Below are 19629 nucleotides of genomic sequence, written 5' to 3'. Positions count from 1 at the left end.
CCCTGCGTGAAATCAGTCTGAAAGCCCGGTTTCACATCAGCTCAAGAACGCAGTCGAAAAAAGCCTGGTCTTAAGTCCCACTCTCCCCCTGGCCTGCTTGTTGAACAAACGCCGGGCCGGGGAAACTTCCAGCTAAGAAAGAACTTCGCAAAGCCAAGCAATATAGCCCGGATCGGCCGGGAAATCAACACAAAGGCCGTCCAAGTGCTTGGATTCAGGCCGAATAGTAGCCCAATGTGAGGATTGCGCCGTTCATCAGGCTGAAGAGGGCCTTGCAAGCTGCGGCAGGCCGCGCTTGTCGGGCTATTAGGGACTGATTTCAGGGGAGTCGCATTGGTCGCAGTGGCACCAGTCGTTTCTCCGTTTTTCACGTTCCGTGCATGGTGAGACCCGGTCAGCGCGACGGCAACGCAGAACTATCCCGGGAAAGGTGTCCCAGCGACATCCATTTATGGTGTGGCGCCGTGCGCATGGTCTGTCTGGCAGACGCAAGTCTACTTGTCGATGGCAATGGCGAACGCTCTACAATCCACCGCGCCTGTCGCCCCGCGCGCCGGTGTGATTGATCGGATCGATTCAGTATCGATTCGGATCGGGTGTGTTGAACTCTCGTACTTTCGCCATCGTGGGCTGCCGATGTGTGCGGTCGTCCTTGCAAGTACTGTCCGCCTGTCGCGCTCATCGTTCGCGTACTTTCGTTTTCCGGAGTTTTCTCATGAGTCTGCTGCGTTCCGCCGCCACCGTCAGCGGCCTGACGCTGCTGTCACGCTTCACCGGCCTGGCACGCGACATCCTGATCGCACGTGCCTTTGGTGCGGGTGGCTTGACTGACGCTTTCTGGGTCGCGTTCCGGATTCCGAATCTGTTGCGTCGGCTGTTCGCCGAAGGCGCGTTTTCACAGGCTTTTGTGCCTATTCTTGGCGAGGTGAAAGCCCAGCGTCCCGAGGCCGAAGTACGTGTGCTGATCGATCGGGTTGCCAGCCTGCTGAGTGTGGTGCTGGTACTGGTGGCATTGGTCGGCATCATCGCCGCGCCCTTGATCGTGTCGGCCATGGGCAGCGGCATGCGCGGCCCCGAGCGCGCGGCAGACTTCGATTCTGCCGTGTGGATGACGCGGATGATGTTCCCGTACATCACCTGCATGTCACTGGTGGCGCTGGCGTCTGGTGTGCTGAACACTTGGCGTCGCTTCACGGTGCCGGCGGTAACGCCCGTGTTGTTGAATCTGGCGATGATCGGCGCAAGCCTGTGGATCGCCCCGCACATTGATCCGCCGATCTATGCGCTGGCCATTGGTGTGATGATCGGTGGCGTGGCCCAGATCGCCGCGCAATTGCCCGCCATGGCCAAGCTGAAAATGCTGCCGCGCCTGTCGCTGGACCTGCGCACCGCGTGGGCAGATCCCACCGTCAAACGCATTCTGCGGCAGATGCTGCCCGCCACGCTGGGTGTGTCGGTGGCGCAGTTGTCTTTGCTGATCAACACCAACATTGCCACGTGGCTTGCGCCTGGCAGCGTCACCTGGCTGTCGTTCGCCGATCGTTTGATGGAGTTTCCGACTGCGTTGCTGGGGGTGGCGCTGGGCACGGTGTTGTTGCCCAGCCTGTCGCAGGCGCACGCAAAGGGCGACACGGCGCAGTACAGCGCGTTGCTGGACTGGGGCCTGCGTTTGACGGTCTTGCTGGGTCTGCCGGCTGCGCTGGGCTTGGCTTTGTCGTCTGAGGGCTTGGTGGCGGTGTTGTTCCACTATGGCGCGTTTACTGCGGCCGATGTGGGGCAGACGCGGCTGGCGGTATTGGCTTATGCGGTTGGTTTGGTGGGCTTGCTGGCGGTGAAGATTCTGGCACCGGGGTTTTACGCGCGGCAGGATATCCGCACGCCGGTGCGTATTGCGGTGATGGTGTTGGTGGTGACGCAGATGTTGAATCTGTTGTTGGTGCCGCAGTTGCAGCACGCTGGCTTGGCGTTGTCGATTGGGTTGGCGGCGTGTGTGAATGCGTTGGCGTTGTTGATCGGGTTGCGTCGTCGTGGGATTTATCGGCCGGTGTCGGGGTGGGGGATTCTGGCGTTACGGATGGTGGTGGCCGTGGGGGCGATGTCGGCGTTTCTGGTGTTTGCCAATCAACATCTGGATTGGCTGGCGATGCATGGTCTGGTGCGGGTGGCGTATCTGTTGGGGGTGATTGGTGTCGCTGCTGGCATTTACGGGTTGGCGTTGCTGGCGATGGGTCTGCGTCCTCGTCATCTTCGTCGTGCCAGTGCTGTGTCGGTAGTTGCTTCTAAGCAGGCGTGATTTGAGGTTTTTTGCTGTTGTGATGGGTGTGGGTTTGGTAGCGTTGGCGTTTTCTGGGCGGCGGTGTGGTGTTCTTTTGCCTGCCGCGTTTTGCTTGTGGCGTTTCAGTTGCTATTGAGCCAGTCGCGGGTGGTGGGGCCGGCTCGTCTGCCCCGCTTGACCTTGGCGTCGGGTCTCCGCCCTCCACCTTGTCCAGAAGGGCAGCCAATCCGGCCCCACCACCCACGCCTTCAAAGTTGTTTGGTTAGAAGCAAATCCCGCCTTTGGGCGTGCGGAATCTTCTGGCTGCCAGGTACTGGAATCGGTTCTCGGCATTCGGCGGCCACCATTCTTGAACGCCACCTGGCTGGCCATGGGGACTGCTGGCTAGGTCGCCACGAAGCGATTTCTCCGGCTCACGATTTGGTGGGTTCTTCAGCTGCCTTTTACGGCAGTGCCACTCAAGAGAATTTGCGCGTCTGCTTGGTGGTGGGGTGACATCGAAGCGGGTGGCCGCAGCGTCATGGCATGCGGAAAGCGGCAGCGACAATTGTGGCGCTGGCGGCGGATTTGCATAAAAACGCTTGTGCTGCGTGTCGTTCGCGGCGCTTGGCGTGCGGTAGCGGCAACGCCACCAGGGCGTTGGCGGCTTGGCACGCTTAATTGTGTGCTAAGGACTGTTGGGGCGTCGGCGGGCTAGAGCGCCTAAACTATGTACGCGAGGCTGCTGGAAGCGCCTTGCACACAAAAATTCTGACCGTCCCATAGGTACACGATCGTGGCGCTGGCGGCTGTTTGATACAGGTGCTCAACGGACGTGTCAGTGCTTTTTGGAAATGCTTGGCAGCGTCAGCATTTGCCATCGCTCATCGCCGATCTTCATTGCCTCGAACGTTGATCATCGCTCCGAACGTTCAGTGCGCAGCCTTTAATACGCTGACCGTCAACGCCCCGCCTTTTCGTCGCATTACCTGGTGCGCGGCCACCCGCTTCCAAGTCACCCCACCACCAAGCAGACGCGCAAATCTTCTTGCGTGGCGCTGCCCTGAAAGGCCTCTAAAGAACGGCCCGAGACGTGAGCCGCTGAGTCGCTTCGTGGCGACCTGGTCAGCCAAGTCCCCAAGGCCAGCCGCATGGTGATCAAGAACGGTGGCCACCGCACGCCGAGAACCGTTCACAGCACCAAACAGCCAGAGAATCCAAATGCGTCCAAAGGCGGCATGTGCGGTTAACCAAGAAAGCTTGAAGGCGTGGGTGGTGGGGCCGGATTGGCTGCCCTTCTGGACAAGGTGGAGGGCGGGAGTCCCGACGCCAACGTCCAGCGGGGCAGCCAATCCGGCCCCACCACCCGCGACTGGCAGAAGAACAGCTACACCTTCACGAGCAAAACGCCGCAACAACAGCGAATCTGGCAACCGTGAAATGCAAAACGAGCCATGCAATGCATGACCCGCTTCAACAAACCGTCGAGTAAAACTCAGACGTCGACTGCTTACTTCGGTGCCAGACGAATTGCACCATCCAGGCGGATCGTCTCGCCATTGATCATGTCATTGTCGAAAATGTGCAGCGCCAGCTTCGCGTAATCGTCCGGCGTACCCAGGCGCGACGGGAAGGGGACCGACGCGGCCAGCGCGTCTTGCACTTCCTGCGGCATGCCGAACAACATCGGCGTACCAAAGATCCCCGGGGCGATCGTCACGCAGCGAATGCCGACCTTCGACAGATCGCGCGCCACCGGCAAAGTCATGCCTACGATGCCACCCTTCGACGCCGAATAGGCCGCCTGACCAATCTGCCCGTCATACGCTGCCACAGACGCCGTATTGATCAACACACCGCGCTCGCCAGTAGATTCTGGCTCATTCTTGCCCATGGCCGCTGCCGCCAGACGGATCATGTTGAAGCTGCCGATCAGATTGATGCCGATCGTCTTCTGGAACAGACCCAGCGCATGCGGGCCATCACGACCAACCGTGCGCGCTGCAGGGGCGATGCCGGCGCAGTTCACCAGGCCAACCAGCTTGCCAAGTGCTTGCGCAGCTTCCACAGCCGCCTGGCCGTCGGCCTCGCTCGTCACGTCGCAATGCACAAAGCTCTGGCCCAGCTCGGCGGCCAGCGCCTTGCCTGCTTCATCTTGCACGTCGGCGATCAGCACTTTGCCGCCAGCAGCAACCACGCGTCGTGCCGTGCCCGCGCCAAGGCCCGAGGCCCCGCCGGTGATGAGAACGACTTTGCCTGTGATGTCCATCGAAAATCTCCTGAGTCGGGGCGGCACGCCTTGAGTGGAAGGGCTGCCTATCGTTTACGTAAACGTCAATCAACGCGCGTCAATCAATACGCGTCAATCATGCGCGCCGAGAATAAATGTCTGATGTGACACCTTATTCATCGCCGTGCATAAAGAAAGGGGCTTGCAGCAAAACGCGCCGTCCGAAGACGGCGCGTTTCAGGTCGTACACGTCTTATTCGAGCGCTTCGAACAGACGGGCCTTGATGGTGTCAACCGTGCCCACGCCGGCGATGCGGCGATATTGCGGGGCGGCAGTGTCGCCAGACTCGGCCCAGGTCGAGTAGTACTCGACCAGCGGACGGGTCTGCTCGCGATAGACGGTCAGGCGCTTGCGCACCGTCTCTTCCAGATCGTCGTCGCGTTGCACCAGCGGCTCGCCGGACACGTCGTCGATGCCTTCAACCTTCGGCGGGTTGAAACGCGTGTGGTACACGCGGCCGCTGCCCGGGTGGACACGGCGACCGCTGATGCGCTCGATGATCTCTTCTTCGGGCACGTCGACTTCGATCACGAAGTCCAGCGCAACGCCGGCGCTCTTCAGTGCGTCGGCTTGCGGAATCGTGCGCGGGAAACCGTCGAACAGATAACCGTCGGCGCAATCGGGTTCGTTCAGGCGATCCTTGACCAGACCAATGATGATGTCGTCCGACACCAAGCCACCTGCATCCATGATCTTCTTGGCTTCAAGACCCATCGGCGTGCCGGCCTTGACGGCGGCGCGCAGCATGTCGCCGGTCGAGATCTGAGGAATGCCGAAACGTTCCTTTAGAAAAGTGGCTTGGGTACCTTTGCCGGCACCCGGGGCGCCGAGCAGAATGAGACGCATGGGAATTGTCCTGATGGTGATTGAGTATTCTGAGTAATGCGTGGCATTGGCACCGACGGCTCTCCGGCCGGTGCCAGGCGCGAACAATGTCGCCATACGGGCCGACATTGCGACGTAATTGTGACGAAACTTACCGTAGGGCGATAAAGCGGTCAAATGGCGGGGTGATGTGCAAACGTGGCACGCACCCGCTCAAGATCTTCGGGGGTATCCACGCCGGCAGCCGGTGCATGGGCTGCCAGGTGTACCGCAATCTGGTAGCCATTTTCCAGCGCACGCAGCTGTTCCAGGGACTCCCAGCGTTCCAGTACCCCGGTCGGCAGGGTGGGGAAGCGGCGCAGGAAACCGGCGCGATATGCGTACAAACCGATATGGTGCAGCGCGGGTAAGCCCGGAGCCAGAATCTGGTTTCCTTCGCTTGCCGACAGGGCGTCGCGTGCCCAAGGTATGGGCGCACGTGAGAAATACAGCGCGCGGCCATCTACACCACGTACCACCTTGACCACGTTCGGATTGAAAAGCGCTGCAGCATCTGCAATGGGATGCGCTGCCGTCGAGATGGCGGCATCGGGGTGCTGCCCCAGCATGCGGGCCACCTCTGCAATCAAGGCCGGGTCGATTAAGGGCTCGTCGCCCTGGACATTCACCACCACCTGGTCATCGGGCAGATCAAGCTGCACGCAGACTTCGGCCAGGCGATCGGTGCCGGTCGGGTGATCTGCACGTGTCATCAGCACATCGATGCCGTGGGCAATCGCTGCGTCTTGCACCCGCACATCATCGGTGGCGATCACCACACGCTTTGCACCGCTGGCAAGCGCACGTTGAGCAGTGCGCACGACCATCGGCATGCCGGCGATGTCGGCAAGCGGTTTGTCCGGCAGCCGCGTCGAGCGGGTTCGGGCGGGAACGACAGCGATGAAATCCATGGATGGCGATGACTCGGGAAGTCTGGTGGTGTCGGTAAAGCGGGGCAGATGGGTCAATCAAGCCAGACCTGGGAAAACAGGTCATGCAACTGGCTTGATGAATCGACTTCAGTGATTCGTGGGCAGCGGGCGGGCTGCGCTTTCCAGCATGATCGGAATGCCGTCCCGAATCGGGTAGGCCAGGCGTGCAGCCTCGGAAATCAGTTCCTGGCGTTCGCGGTCGTAACGCAGCGGGCCTTTGCAGACCGGGCATACCAGGATGTCAAGCAAACGTACGTCCATGGAGTCGGGCCTCCAGCCAATCGAAGAAATAAGGGTCGGACAGATGTGCCGACACGGCAACGCTCCACAAACGCGGATCGTCGAGATGTCCGCATTTTACGGCGTCTTTCTCGGTGATCAGGACCGCATCGGCATTTATTGCGCTGAAAGGTGAGACGGCGTAGTCATAGTGGTCGGGCAGGGCCAGTTCTTCCACTGGCTGGATGCCCACGGCATGCAGCATGGAAAAGAAGCGCGACGGCCGACCGATGCCTGCTGCGGCACCAACCTTGCCCGCGTTCGCAAAGCTGGCAAGTGACCGCTTTTCGCCGCTGCGCAGGTTCACGGCGACGTCGCCCGCGACCCGCATGTCCAGTTGGCGGGCAGCGATTGTTCGCGCAGGGCCTGGTGCATCGCCTGTGTTCAGATTGGTGACCAAGGCATCCACCGAGGCCAGACGCGCAGCCGATTCACGCAGCGGGCCGGCAGGCAGCAAGCGGCCATTGCCGACACCCCGGGCGTCCTGCACCACGATTTCCACGTCGCGGGCCAGTGCCAGGTGCTGCAAGCCGTCGTCAGACAGCACAACATCTACCTCTGGATGAGCAGCCAGCAGGCTGCGCACCGCAGCCGGGCGGCGAGGGTGTACGGCAATCGGCACGTGGGTGCGCGCGGAAATCAGCGCCGGCTCGTCGCCAAAGGCACGCGGATCGAGTTCACCGCAGCCCACATTAGGTTGTTCGCCCACTTGCGCACCATAGCCCCGGCTGACCACGCCAGGATGCCAGCCACGCGCTCGCAGTTCCTGGATCAGGGCAATCAGCAAGGGGGTCTTGCCGGTGCCACCGACATAGATATTGCCGACCACCACCAGCGGTACGGGGGCCACCCAGGCTTGGCGCAGGCCAAGCCGGTAGGCTGCCCGCCGCAGTCTCAGCACCGCCCCGTTCAACCAGGCAAGCGGCAGCATCAGGTGGCTGCGCCAACCGGCGCGTTGCCACTCTGCATGCAGCCAGGCCGGATCAGCGGGGGGCGGCGGGGCTGTTTTGCGTGGCAAAGTTCAGGCGCCCGATCTGCGCAAGGCGCGCGGCTTCCATCACTTGGATCACCGATTGATGGCTGGCTGCGGCGTCGGCATTGACCACCACCGCAGGCGCATCACGACCCGTCGCAGCTTGGCGCAAGGCCTCGGCCAACTGGGTTGGCGAGCTGCCAGCAGCTTGCAGCTTGCCGTCCACGGCATAACGCCCGTCGGCTGCCACTGCCACCACGATGTCCTGGCTGCGATCCACCGGTGTGTTCTGCTGGGCCGTCGGCAGCACGATCTGCAAGGCCGATACCTTGGTGAACGCGGTTGAGGCGGCCAGGAAAATCAGGATCACCAGCAGCACGTCGATCAGCGGAATCAGGTTGATATCCGGTTCGTCGCGCTGGTGGGCGCGGCGGAATTTCATGCCTCGGCTCCGTGGATGGTGTCGAGCAAGCGCCAGGCGGCGTGTTCCATGTCGAGCACATAGGCGTCGATGCGGGCGCGCAGGTAGCGGTAGAACACCATGGCCGGAATGGCGATCAGAATGCCGAAGCCGGTGTTGTACAGCGCAATGGAAATGCCGCGTGCCAGCTGGGCCGGGTCGCTGCCAGTGGGCGAGTACGCGCCGAAGATTTCGATCATGCCGACGACGGTACCGAACAGGCCCATCAGCGGTGCAATGGCAGCGATGGTGCCAAGCGCACCTACATAGCGACCCAGGTCGTGTGCAGCAACGCCGCCTGCGTATTCCAGGCTTTCCTGGGTACGTTCGCGCGGCAGCTTGCGTGAACGCAGGCCGGCAGCCAGGACCTTGCCCAGCGGCGAGTTGGCTTCAAGACGGTTGACGTTTTCGACCGTGACCTGGCGCTGGCGAACCAGGCCGAGCACTTCGTCGAGCAGGCCGATCGGCAAAATGCGTTCGCGGCGCAGGGACAGCAAACGTTCGATGATAAGAGCGAGGGTCAGCACAGAGGTGACGAGCAACGGCCAGATGGGCCAGCCGGCGTCGCGGATGATGGCGAGCAAAAGGCTCTCCTGATAAAAGATCGTAAGATGTAACCGCAGGACGGGTGGCGGGGGACAACACCACAAGTATCCACAGTTACTGTGGATAATGATGTGCGTAACTCGCATCCGGCCCACGTTTCATGCGGGTCGAGCTAGGCTGCCCAGTTTTTGTACAACTGCTCGGCCTTGACGAATTTTCAATTAAATCAAGTGCTTAATCCAAAAAAAACGGCATGAAGAATAAAATATTTCTTGACATCGAGCATCCGCGCCACTGTGGACAGCTTTTTGCCGGGAAGACCGCGTGAGCGCGGCATCCTGGACGCCGCAGGACGCCCCGACGCGGGAAATACTTACGATTACTCAGCTAAACCGTACTGTATCGAACCTGCTCGAACGGCACATCCCGCTTGTGTGGGTTCGTGGCGAAGTCTCGAATTTTACCGCTGCCGCGTCCGGTCATTGGTACTTCACGCTGAAAGATAGCGGTGCCGCGGTTCGCACGGTGATGTTCCGCGGGCGGGCGGGCCTGGTTGGCTTCGTCCCGCGCGAGGGGGATCAGGTCGAAGTGCGCGCGCGGGTGTCCTTGTACGAGCCGCGTGGCGACTATCAGCTGCAAGCCGAAAGCATGCGTCGGGCCGGGCAGGGCGGCATGTTCGAAGCCTTCATGCGCCTGAAAGCAAAGTTGGAAGCCGAGGGCTTGTTCGCGCCGGATCGCAAGCGGGTGCCTTTGGCCTTGCCACGCGCCATCGGGGTCGTGACCTCACTGCGCGCGGCGGCCTTGCATGACGTGATCACCGCCTTGGCCCGTCGTGTGCCGCATCTGCCGGTGATTGTGTACCCAGCGCCGGTTCAGGGTGACGATGCACCGGCCAAGCTGGTGGCTGCCATCGATCTGGCCAACCGTCGTGCCGAGGTCGACACGCTGCTGCTGGTGCGCGGCGGCGGCAGTATCGAAGACCTGTGGGCCTTCAATAACGAGGCGGTGGCGCGTGCCGTGGCCAATAGCCAGATACCGGTGGTCTGTGGGGTGGGGCACGAGACCGATTTCACCATCGCCGATTTTGTTGCGGACGTGCGCGCACCTACGCCCACGGCCGCCGCCGAGCTTGCCGCCATGCCGCGGGACCAATGGATGGCACGGGTCGAACGCGCTGCGCAGGCCTTGATGCGAAGCCAGCAGCGACGTCTGGATCAGGCGACGCAACGGCTGGATCGCGTGGCCGGTCGCATGCTGTCGCCCCGGGACCGGCTGTCCCGCCAGCGCGAACGACTGCAAGCCACCGTGCACCGTTTGATCGCGGCATGGCGCATGCCGCAACAGGCTCGCGGTGCTCGTCTGGCCATGTTGCAGCAGCGTTTGCGCTATCGCGTGCCCACGACCAGCCGTCTTCGTGATCGACTCAGCGATGCGGTGCGCCGATTGCCGGCAGCCCAGCGACGACGCATCGACACGCTGCGTGCTCAGCTTGCATCGCATCGGGCTGCGCTGCAGGCCTTGGGGCCTGACCAGACTTTGGCGCGTGGATATGCCATAGTTACCGACCAGGATGGCAACATCCTGCGACAGGCTGCCCACCTTCGGGTGGGTGACACAGTTACACTAGGATTTGCCCAAGGTCAGGCGCAGGCGTCTGTGACGCAGGTGTCGGCCGATGGGCAGTCGGTCCCGGTGCAAGAGTGATGCTGCTTGTCTGATGTCACTCGTTTGACGCACTTGCCCCCCAAATTCTCATGTTTGCGCCCGCAGGCTGTGGCGCGACATGCTGTCTACCCGACGGTCCACTTTGACAGAGGAGCCAACCATGGCATTTGAACTTCCGGCACTGCCTTACGCTACCAACGCGCTTGAGCCCCATATCGATACGAAGACCATGGAAATCCACCATGGCAAGCATCATCAGGCTTACGTCACGAACCTGAACAAAGCGTTGGAAGGCAAGCCCGAGGCTGAATGGTCGATCGAAGAGATCAACAAGAACATCTCCAAGTTCGCGCCGGCAGTGCGCAACAACGGCGGCGGCCACTACAACCACTCGCTGTTCTGGACCGTGCTGGCCCCGAACGCCGGTGGCAACCCGGAAGGCGAACTGGCTGCTGCCATCGACGCCACCTTCGGTTCGTTCGACGAATTCAAGAAGAAGTTCTCGGAAGCCGCTGCAACCCGCTTCGGTTCGGGCTGGGCATGGCTGGTGGTCGACGCTGACAAGAAGCTGCAGATCACCTCGACCGCGAACCAGGACAATCCCCTGTTCGACCTGCCGGAAATCACCGTCAAGGGCACGCCGATCCTGGGCATCGACGTGTGGGAACACGCCTACTACCTGAACTACCAGAACCGCCGCCCGGACTACCTGGCCGCCATCTGGAACGTGGTCAACTGGAAGAACGTATCTGAGCGTTTCGCTGCGGCCAAGGCCTAAGCTATTCGGATGATCAGGCCGCGTTTGACCGCGCAGGCCAATGGCAATCGATGTTTATCGAGTGCCTGAAATACCGCTTTATTGCTCGTATTTCTTGAACGGGTGGATGCCGCAGGCGCGGGCATTCACCCGTTTTTCATGATGGTCACGCTCGGTTGCATCGCCTTCCTGTCGAGCAGGGAACTTCTTCCGTATCATCTGGGTCGCCCGGACGCCCTCAGTGCGTCGCACCCATCGGAAGATCAGCTATATGGCAGCCACCCCCGCTCCCAAACGCATCATGCTTGTCGTACTGCTGGCAATCGTTGCCGCAGTCATCGCCGGAATCGTGTGGTTCAAAGGAAGGGGGGAGCAAGGCGCAGCGCCAGTAGCTGCGCCGACGCCGACCAACACGCCAGCAGCTCCGCCAGCAGCCACGCCGGCTCCCAGTGCGCCGTCCTCGGTCGGGACTGTCGCGGGGGGCAAGGAAAAGTTTGCCGTCCTCAGTTGCCAGGCGCGTCTGTTCGATAATTCGCCTGCGCTGGCGGTGACCTTCTCGCAACCCATCGATACGCGTCAGTCGCTCGACAAGGTCATGCGCGTTTCTGAGCTGGGTGAAGCCAAGCCCGATGCGTCCAGCCAAGGTTTGCCCCAGCCCGGTCCCGCCACCGGCGGCACCGCACGCAACGGCAACTGGGTCGTTGGCGACAATCCGCGCGTGGTGTATTTCCCGTTTGCCACGCCGCAACGACGTTATGCCGTCACCATCGACGCTGGCCTGAAGCCGCGTGAAGGTGACGCGCTCGACGCCATCGCCCACTGCGAGATGGCAAGTGAAGCCATGCCGGCAAGCTTCTATTTCGCCAGCAAGGGCGTGGTGCTGCCAGCGGCGCAAAATGGCGGCTTGCCCATCGTCACGGTGAACGTGCCTGAAGTCGACGTGCAGTTCCTGCGCATTGACGAAGCGCACATGCCCGAATTCTTCGAAAAAGTGCTGGGTGTGAAGCCCGCCACCAAGCGCAACGAAGAGGAAGAAGAGCAGAGCGAAGACGACTACGAGTATGGCTACGAATACGGCAGCTCGGGCAAGGCCTTGCAAGGCACGTCCAGCAACTGGGCGCTGGATCGCCTGAAAGATATGTCGACCAGCGTGCACATTGGCCGCTATCAGACCGAACAGACGCCGAATCGCCGCCGTGTCAGCTTCCTGCCGGTGGAAAAGCTCGAAGCCTTGCAGCAACCGGGCATCTACGTCGCCGTGATGAATCAGCCAGGCCGTTTCCGCGAGGAATATCAGGTCAGCTATTTCTACGTGACTGACATCGGTCTGCATGCACGCCGTTATGACGGTCGCATCGATGCATTCGCCAGTTCCTTGAAGACGGGCAAGGCCATTTCAGGTCTGGACATGCGCCTGCTGGATGGCAATGCCAAGCCGATTGCCAAGGCCACCGCCGACAGCCTGGGTCACGCCACCTTCACCGGCGCGCTGGACAGCGCTCGCTTGCTGCTGACGCAGCGTGGCAAGGAAATCTCGGTCATTGCGCTGCATAACCCGGCGCTTGATTTGTCCGAGTTCGACATCGGTGGTCTGCCTGCGCGCAGCAATCGCCTGTTCGTCTACGCCGGCCGCGATCTGTATCGCCCGGGCGAACGCATCGACGTATCGGTGCTGGTGCGTGGTCCCGATGGCGAACCGCTGCCGCCCAGCCCCTTGTCGGCAACCTTGAAGCGTCCGGACGGACGCACGGTCAGCACCTCGACCTGGCCCGCAGGTGTCGATCCTGCTGGTTATCTGCGCCAGACTCTGGCTGTGCCTGCCGATGGCCAGACCGGTACTTGGACACTGGAGTTGCGTGTCGATCCGGGTGCGCGCCAAGCCGATGCCAGCTGGACCTTCCAGGTGGAAGAGTTCCTGCCCGAACGCATGAAGCTCACGCTGGATGCCGGCCCGCCGATCGTTCAGATTGGCGAAGACATCGAGGTCACGGTTCAGGGTGACTATCTGTACGGTGCACCGGCTGCGGGCAACCGCCTGCTGGGTACGCGTCTGATCGCACGCAAGCCGCTTGCCTTGCCGCAACAATGGCCCGGCTTCATCTTCGGTGACGTGGCCGATGACACAAGCAAGCAGATCGCCGACCTGCCGGAAATGGAACTGGACGATCAGGGCGCAGCTGAATTCACGCTGCCGGTCGAACTGGAAAACGTCCATTCGCCAATGCGTGTCAAAGCCAGCCTGAGCCTGCTTGAATCCGGCGGTCGCCCGGTAGTGCGTTCGATTGAACGTGATGTCTGGCCGGCCCCCGCGCTGATCGCCGTGCGTCCGCAATTCAGCGGCAACGTCACCGGCGAAGGCAGCCTGGCGCAATTCGAATTCATCCGTGTCAATACGGAAGGCAAGGTGCAGCCCTTGGCCGAGGCCAAGATGCGTTTGTATCGCGAAGACCGTCAGTACTACTGGCGCTATGACGACAACCGTGGCTGGCACAGCGGCTACACCGAAACCGAAGAACTGACGGAAACCGCCACGCTGAACCTGACCGAGCGTGCGCGCATCGGCTTGCCGGTTCGCTGGGGCCGTTATCGTCTGGAAGTGACTGACCCAGAACATGGTCAGACCATGCGCTACCGCTTCTACGCCGGCTGGGATGCCCAGGACGCCGAGGCCATGGGCAATCGCCCGGACCGCGTGCAGTTGAAGATCGAACAGTCGCCGCTCAAGCAAGGTGAACCGGTCAAGCTGACCATCACCCCGCCGCATGATGGCGAAGCGCTGATCACGGTCGAAGGTCAGGGCCTGTTGTGGACCGGTCGTGAGACGGTCAAGGCCACTGGCACGCAGATCGAGATTCCGTTCGGCAAGGACTGGAATCGCCACGACCTGTATGTATCGGTGGCGGTGTTCCGCCCTGGTAGCCAGGGCAATGGTGTGACGCCCGCACGTGCTGTCGGCTTGCTGCACCTGCCGCTTGCACGCAGTGACCGTGGTCTGAAGGTCAAGCTCGAAGCCCCTGCCAAGATCCGCCCGGAACGCAAGCAGACGGTAGGTGTGCAGGTGGAAGGCGTGCCCGCCGGGACCAAGGCCCACGTGACCTTGTCGGCGGTTGATGTCGGCATTCTGGGCATCACGCAATACAAGACGCCCGATCCCTTCAACTTCTTCTTCGGCAAGCAGCGTTACGCGCCGGACATGCTGGACCTGTACGGCAAGCTGATCGAGAAGATGGACGGCACCATGTTGCAGCCGCGCTGGGGCGGTGACGCCGACCGCGCAGACAGCCGCAACATGCCCGCCAAGGTCAAGCTGGTCGACCTGTTCAGCGGCGTGGTGCAACTGGACGAAGCAGGCCGTGCGCAGATCCCGCTCGACATCCCTGACTTCAATGGCACCTTGCGTCTGATGGCAGTGGCTTTCACCGAAAACCGATTCGGCAACGCCGAGGCTGAAATGGTGGTGGCTGCGCCGATCGTGGCCGAACTGTCGACACCGCGTTTCATCAGCCCGGGTGACCGCGCCATGATCGCGCTCGACCTGACCAACCTGAGCGGTGCCACGCAGAACGTCAGCGTAACGCTTGATGGTGCCGCACCTGTGCGCATCGTGGACGGCGCGCGCAGCGTTCGCCTGACCGACAAGCAACGCAATACCGTGCACTTCGAAGTCGAAGCAAGCGGGCCGGTTGGTCTAGGCGTGTTGCAACTGAAGGTCACTGGCCGCGGCGGTCCTGAGCCGATCGACATCGTTCGTACCTCGGCCTTGCAAGTGCAGCCGGTGTGGCCGGCCGTGCGTGCGGGCTATCGCGTGCGCGTTGCACCTGGAGCTACGTGGCAACCTGATCCGGCGTGGGTGACGGGGCTGTACCCGGATGGCGCATCGGTGTCGATCACCATGTCCAACCAACCGCCGTTCAACATCTCGCGCCTGGTGCAAGGCCTGCTCGACTATCCGTACGGATGCACCGAGCAGACGCTGAGTGCGGCGTATCCCTTCGTGTTGATTGAGCCCGATCAAGCCAAGGCATGGGGCCTGGCACCGCAGTCTCGCGAAGTGCGTGCGCAGCGCGTCGCGGCCGCCGTGGCTCGCTTGGCCGGTACGCAGAAGAGCACGGGCGGCTTCACGTTGTGGGGCGACGGTGCACCGGATGCCTGGCTGTCTTCGTATGTGCTGAGCTTCCTGCAGGATGCCCGCAAGGAAGGCTTCGCCGTGCCCGAGTCGATGGGCAAGCAGACCCAGACCTGGTTGCTGTCGCAGTTGCAATCGGCACCCAACTACTTCCCGACGCTGCCGAGGATGACCCGCGACAGCAACGGTCGCTACGCATCCCGCGATCTGGAATTGCTGCGCAACAGCCATCGTCGTTTTGCTGACCTGGCCTATGCCTCCTTCGTGCTGGCCCGTGACAATCAGGCTCCGCTGTCGACCTTGCGTGTGTTGGCAGATCGTTATGCCGACCGCGCCATGTCGCCGCTGCCCCTGATCCACTTGTCGCTGGCCTTGCGTGCCATGGGTGATGCGGCCCGTGCCGACAAGATGCTGGACGAGGGCATGAAGCGCCCATACGGTGGTGAGGGCAACGAGTGGCTGGGTGACTACGGCAGCGCGGTGCGTGACCTGTCCATGACCTATGCTTTGCTGTCTGAAGCCAAGATCGATCATCCGCGTCGTGAACTGCTGCTAAACGACATCGCGCAACGTCTGGCTGGTCGTCGTTATCTGTCCACTCAGGAACAGATCTCGGTGTTCCGCGCGGCACGTGCCATGGGTGCGGGCGGTGGTGAGTGGCAGGCGCGCTGGGACCAGGGCGGTCGCAGCGAGACGGTCACCTCGCGCACCACCGAGATGCGCAGCGTGTCGGCCGAAATGATCAATCAGGCCGGCTTGACCAACCTGAGCGACAAGGCCATGTACATCGAGGCTGATGTGCAGGGCTTCCCGACGCAACCCGACACCACGCAAAGCGAAGGGCTGTCGATCACGCGCACCTGGTTCTACAAGGATGGCCGCCGCTGGACGGGTGGTGCCCTGAACACCGGTGACACGATGGTGGTGCGCCTGGAAACCAACAGCCGTCGTCGTATCGAAGACGCGCTGGTGGTGGACCGCGTGCCGGCCGGCATGGAAGTGGAGAACATGAACCTGCTGGTGGCAAGCGGCGGTCAGGACTGGACCATCGACGGCAAGGTTGTCGCCGCGGCCATGACCGACGGAGCGATCCGCCACACCGAATACCGCGACGATCGATTTGTGGCGGCAATTCGTGCCAACGGCAAGAACACCTTGTTCTACACCGTGCGTGTGGTGACGCCGGGTCGCTATCGCGTACCGGCACCGGTGATCGAAGACATGTATCGCCCTGACATCCGTGCCAGCGGTGCTACGTCGGCAGATGTCGTCGTGACCGATCCGCGCGCGGCGCGGACCCGGTGACATGTCCAAGCCTGGTCAAGAAGAGGAACCGGGTTCAGGCCCGGCTCCTCGACCGGGCCTGGTGTCTGATCCTGTTGTGTCTTCATCCCCATCGCCCAATCCCGGGCTGAACAAAACCCCTCGGTCCCGATGGAAGAAATGGGCAGTGCGCAGCGGATGCGCACTGCTTGCTTTGACGGTCGGTGTACTGATCGTTGATCGCCTGTTTCCTTTGCCTGCGCGGGGTGCCGACGCTGGCTTGGTGGTGGTCGCGGAAGACGGTCTGCCACTGCGCACCTGGCCAAGCCGCGATGGCGTCTGGCGATATCCGATCCGGCCCGACAAGGTGTCGCCGTACTATCTGCAAGCCTTGCTGGATTATGAGGATCGCTGGTTCTACTACCACCCGGGGGTGAATCCGGTGGCGATGCTGCGTGCGGCATCGCAGTGGATTCGCAGTGGGCGCATCGTGTCTGGCGGGTCCACGCTGACCATGCAGGTTGCCCGCATGATCGACCCGGTCTTGCGCCAGCCTGGCAGCCGCAAGGTCAGTGACAAGCTTCGGCAGATGGCGCGCGCGGTGCAGCTGGAACTGCATTACTCCAAAGATGAAATTCTGGGCCTGTACCTGGCGCATGCGCCCATGGGCGGCATTGTCGAAGGCGTCGAGATGGCAAGCCGCGCCTATCTTGGCAAGCCCTCGGCGGAGTTGAGCCTGGCCGACGCGGCCTTGCTGGCGGGACTGCCACAAGCACCGTCCCGGCTGCGGCCCGACCGCGAACCCGAAGCGGCCCAGCGCGCGCGCGATAAAGTCTTGCAACGCATGGCCGATCAAGGCATATGGACCGCTGCTGAAGTAGCCGACGCCCGCATTGAAACCGTGGTTGCGCAACCCTTGCGCGCCCGGTGGCTGGCTCCGCTGGCTGCAGAGCGGATGCGCCAGCAAAGTTCACCTGGCCGCCGTCGTGCAGGCGTGGTGCAGACCACCTTGAATCCGGAAACCCAGTCCGTCGTTGAGCACATGCTGCTGGATCGGGTGGACAGTCTGCCGCCCAAGGTGTCGATGGCGGTGCTGGTGATGGAAAACGATTCGCTGGCGGTTCGCGCCTACGCAGGCTCGGCCGATTTTTCCGATGCCAAGCGCTACAACCATGTGGACATGGTGCGAGGGGTGCGATCGCCCGGGTCCACGCTCAAGCCCTTCCTGTACGCAATGGCGCTTGACCAGGGTTTGATTCATTCGGAAAGCCTGCTGGTCGATGCGCCGCAGTCTTTCGGCGGTTATCAGCCCGGAAACTTCCAGGCCTCGTTCACCGGTGCGGTCAGCGTGTCGCAGGCCTTGCAGCGGTCCTTGAACGTGCCCGCCGTGGACGTGCTGGATCGCGTCGGGCCGGCGTACTTTGCGTCCACGCTGCGCTCGGCAGGGGTGCGGCTACGCATGCCGCAAGGAGCAACACCCAATCTGAGCCTGATTCTGGGCGGGGGTGGCACAACGCTGGAAGAGTTGGTCGGGGCCTATCGTGCGCTGGCCCACGACGGCTTGGCGGGAACGCCGCGCATGACGCCGCGGGCACCACGCAACGAGTTCAGGCTGATGAGCCCGGGCGCTGCGTTTATTGTGCGCGACATTCTGGAAGGCGGTGGTCAACCGGATCGGGCACGTGAAGGCACGGAACGCGGCATTGCGTGGAAAACCGGCACCAGCTTTGGTTTTCGAGATGCGTGGGCGATTGGCGTCACCGATCAATGGACCATCGGCGTATGGGTAGGGCGGCCTGATGGCACACCCAACCCAGGTTTCTTCGGTGCCAATGTCGCCGCGCCGCTGTTGCGCGACATTGTGGCCGCCTTGCCGGTTGCGCCGCCTAAAGCCCGCGTACAGCCGGAAGCGGTGGGGAAGGCGGAAATCTGCTGGCCGCTTGGCTTGCCCGCCGCCAGCACGGCACCGGAACATTGCCAGGTTCGGCGTGCCGCGTGGACCTTGGACGGTGCGATTCCGCCCACCTTGCCCGACCGTCTGGGGTTGGGTGCTTTGCTGGAAACCGTGTGGATCGATCCCCAAAGCGGCTTGCGAACCCGGCCCGATTGTCGCATTGCCGGCAACCCGCGTGAGCAGGCCAATTGGCCCAGTCACTTGCGACCCTGGCTGGCATCTCAGGTCGGCCCGGCAAGCCAGCTGCCTGCCTGGCATCCCGACTGTGTTCCTGCGGGTAGTGCGGGCAACTTGCGCATCGTCGGGCTGGATGACGGCGCGACCTTGTTGCCAGTACCCGGGGCGCGTGAGCTGAGCGTCAATGTGGAAGTGTTGAACGCCAGCGGCCCGGTCTACTGGCTGCTTGATGGTCAAGTGCTCAACAGCGACGGCACCGTGGGAAGCGGCGATTCAGTGATTGCACGCGCCGATGTCGATGCCGCGTCCCCGCAAGGGGACGCCCGTAGCCGACGACTGCGGTTTTCCTCAGCCGGGGCGCACGCGCTTACCGTGCTGGACGAGGCGGGCCGCTTTGATCGCGTGCCCTTCCAGGTGCGAGGCCTGCCCCCGTCTTGAGAGGCATGGGCCAGGGGGCAGGCCCTGCAGACCCAGTCTGGCCCACGCAAGCTGCCTGCGTCAGTTCGGAATGCCCCGAATGACCGTACCGGCCTTCAGTCCGCGCTTGGCAAACCAGCCTTGCTGCATCTCCAGCGCATAGCGCAGGCGCTTCGATCCACAGTGGCTTTCTTCGCTTTTCGGCGTCATGTCTTCGATATTGACGATGGTGCCGTCATCGGCAATGAACGCCACCGACAACGGAACCAAGGTATTGCGCATCCACATGCACTGGATAGCCGTATCGTCGAATATGAACAACATCCCTTCATTCGGACCCAACTGCTCGCGGAACATCAGGCCACGTGCCCGGTGTTCCGGCCGGGCGGCGAGTTCTGCGTGGATCACGTGCATGCCAGCTGTGAGGTTGACCACGGGCAAACGAGGCATCGGCTGGGACGGCAGCGTTTGCTGGGCCTGGACGACGGGCGTCATCAGCGCCAGACCAAGCGCAAAGGCGCAGGTCTGGGCAATACGACGCAAGGGTGAAGTACGCGAATGGCCCGATGCAGGGCAGGGCGATTGCGTGATGGGTGTACGGGAAAGGGGTGTAAGGGAAAGCAAAGAATTCAAAGCAGCTGAATTCAAAAGCGGAAAACGCAGGCGAAGCA

Annotated in this window: 13 protein-coding genes; 5 read left to right on the top strand and 8 right to left on the bottom strand. The window is 62.2% G+C overall.

Going from position 1 to position 19629, the window contains the following annotated elements:
- Nucleotides 1–715: 715 nt before the first annotated feature.
- On the top strand, nucleotides 716–2293 hold the full coding sequence (gene murJ / locus FXN63_RS16770; RefSeq protein ID WP_148816360.1) for a murein biosynthesis integral membrane protein MurJ: 1578 nt from the start codon (nucleotides 716–718) through the stop codon (nucleotides 2291–2293).
- Between the two features lie 1471 nt (nucleotides 2294–3764).
- Here the strand turns inward: murJ and FXN63_RS16765 are convergent.
- From FXN63_RS16765 to FXN63_RS16735, 7 genes are all read right to left on the bottom strand, one after another.
- On the bottom strand, nucleotides 3765–4523 hold the full coding sequence (locus FXN63_RS16765; protein ID WP_148816359.1) for a 3-hydroxyacyl-CoA dehydrogenase: 759 nt from the start codon (nucleotides 4521–4523) through the stop codon (nucleotides 3765–3767).
- A 214-nt stretch (nucleotides 4524–4737) separates the two neighbouring features.
- On the bottom strand, nucleotides 4738–5391 hold the full coding sequence (gene adk / locus FXN63_RS16760) for an adenylate kinase (RefSeq protein ID WP_148816358.1): 654 nt from the start codon (nucleotides 5389–5391) through the stop codon (nucleotides 4738–4740).
- A 152-nt stretch (nucleotides 5392–5543) separates the two neighbouring features.
- A complete protein-coding gene (kdsB, locus tag FXN63_RS16755; RefSeq protein ID WP_148816357.1) occupies nucleotides 5544–6320 on the bottom strand; it encodes a 3-deoxy-manno-octulosonate cytidylyltransferase in 777 nt (258 codons plus the stop codon).
- Between the two features lie 108 nt (nucleotides 6321–6428).
- Entirely contained in the window at nucleotides 6429–6602 is a 174-nt protein-coding gene (locus FXN63_RS16750) for a Trm112 family protein (RefSeq protein WP_148816356.1), read from the bottom strand.
- A complete protein-coding gene (gene lpxK, locus FXN63_RS16745) occupies nucleotides 6583–7551 on the bottom strand; it encodes a tetraacyldisaccharide 4'-kinase (RefSeq protein ID WP_148819447.1) in 969 nt (322 codons plus the stop codon). Before lpxK ends, FXN63_RS16750 begins: the two co-directional genes overlap by 20 nt.
- A gap of 52 nt (nucleotides 7552–7603) precedes the next feature.
- Nucleotides 7604–8035: an ExbD/TolR family protein gene (locus tag FXN63_RS16740; protein ID WP_148816355.1), complete on the bottom strand. Its 432-nt coding sequence runs from the start codon at nucleotides 8033–8035 to the stop codon at nucleotides 7604–7606.
- The gene (locus FXN63_RS16735) at nucleotides 8032–8637 is read right to left on the bottom strand and encodes a MotA/TolQ/ExbB proton channel family protein (protein ID WP_148816354.1); all 606 of its coding nucleotides are present in this window, start codon (nucleotides 8635–8637) and stop codon (nucleotides 8032–8034) included. The genes FXN63_RS16740 and FXN63_RS16735 overlap by 4 nt, the downstream gene beginning before the upstream one ends.
- A 286-nt stretch (nucleotides 8638–8923) precedes the next feature.
- Between FXN63_RS16735 and xseA the strand changes: the two genes are divergently transcribed.
- The 4 genes from xseA (at nucleotide 8924) to pbpC (ending at nucleotide 18979) form a co-directional block, all read left to right on the top strand.
- Nucleotides 8924–10303, top strand: coding sequence for an exodeoxyribonuclease VII large subunit (gene xseA, locus FXN63_RS16730; protein ID WP_148816353.1), 1380 nt, complete (start codon nucleotides 8924–8926; stop codon nucleotides 10301–10303).
- A gap of 121 nt (nucleotides 10304–10424) precedes the next feature.
- Nucleotides 10425–11042 carry a superoxide dismutase gene (locus tag FXN63_RS16725; protein ID WP_148816352.1) on the top strand — a complete coding sequence of 206 codons (618 nt, stop codon included), beginning with the start codon at nucleotides 10425–10427 and terminating at the stop codon, nucleotides 11040–11042.
- Between the two features lie 250 nt (nucleotides 11043–11292).
- Complete coding sequence (locus FXN63_RS16720; protein ID WP_246164855.1) at nucleotides 11293–16452, top strand: alpha-2-macroglobulin family protein; 5160 nt, start codon at nucleotides 11293–11295, stop codon at nucleotides 16450–16452.
- Between the two features lie 76 nt (nucleotides 16453–16528).
- Nucleotides 16529–18979, top strand: coding sequence for a penicillin-binding protein 1C (gene pbpC / locus FXN63_RS16715; RefSeq protein ID WP_425468738.1), 2451 nt, complete (start codon nucleotides 16529–16531; stop codon nucleotides 18977–18979).
- A gap of 60 nt (nucleotides 18980–19039) precedes the next feature.
- Here the strand turns inward: pbpC and FXN63_RS16710 are convergent, their stop codons facing one another.
- Entirely contained in the window at nucleotides 19040–19501 is a 462-nt protein-coding gene (locus tag FXN63_RS16710) for a DUF192 domain-containing protein (protein ID WP_425468619.1), read from the bottom strand.
- Between the last annotated feature and the right edge of the window lie 128 nt (nucleotides 19502–19629).

It is taken from the genome of Pigmentiphaga aceris (assembly GCF_008119665.1).
Taxonomy (GTDB): Bacteria; Pseudomonadota; Gammaproteobacteria; order Burkholderiales; family Burkholderiaceae_B; genus Pigmentiphaga; species Pigmentiphaga aceris.
Note: the sequence above shows the minus strand (reverse complement) of the source record. Positions and strands in the feature narration are given on the sequence as shown.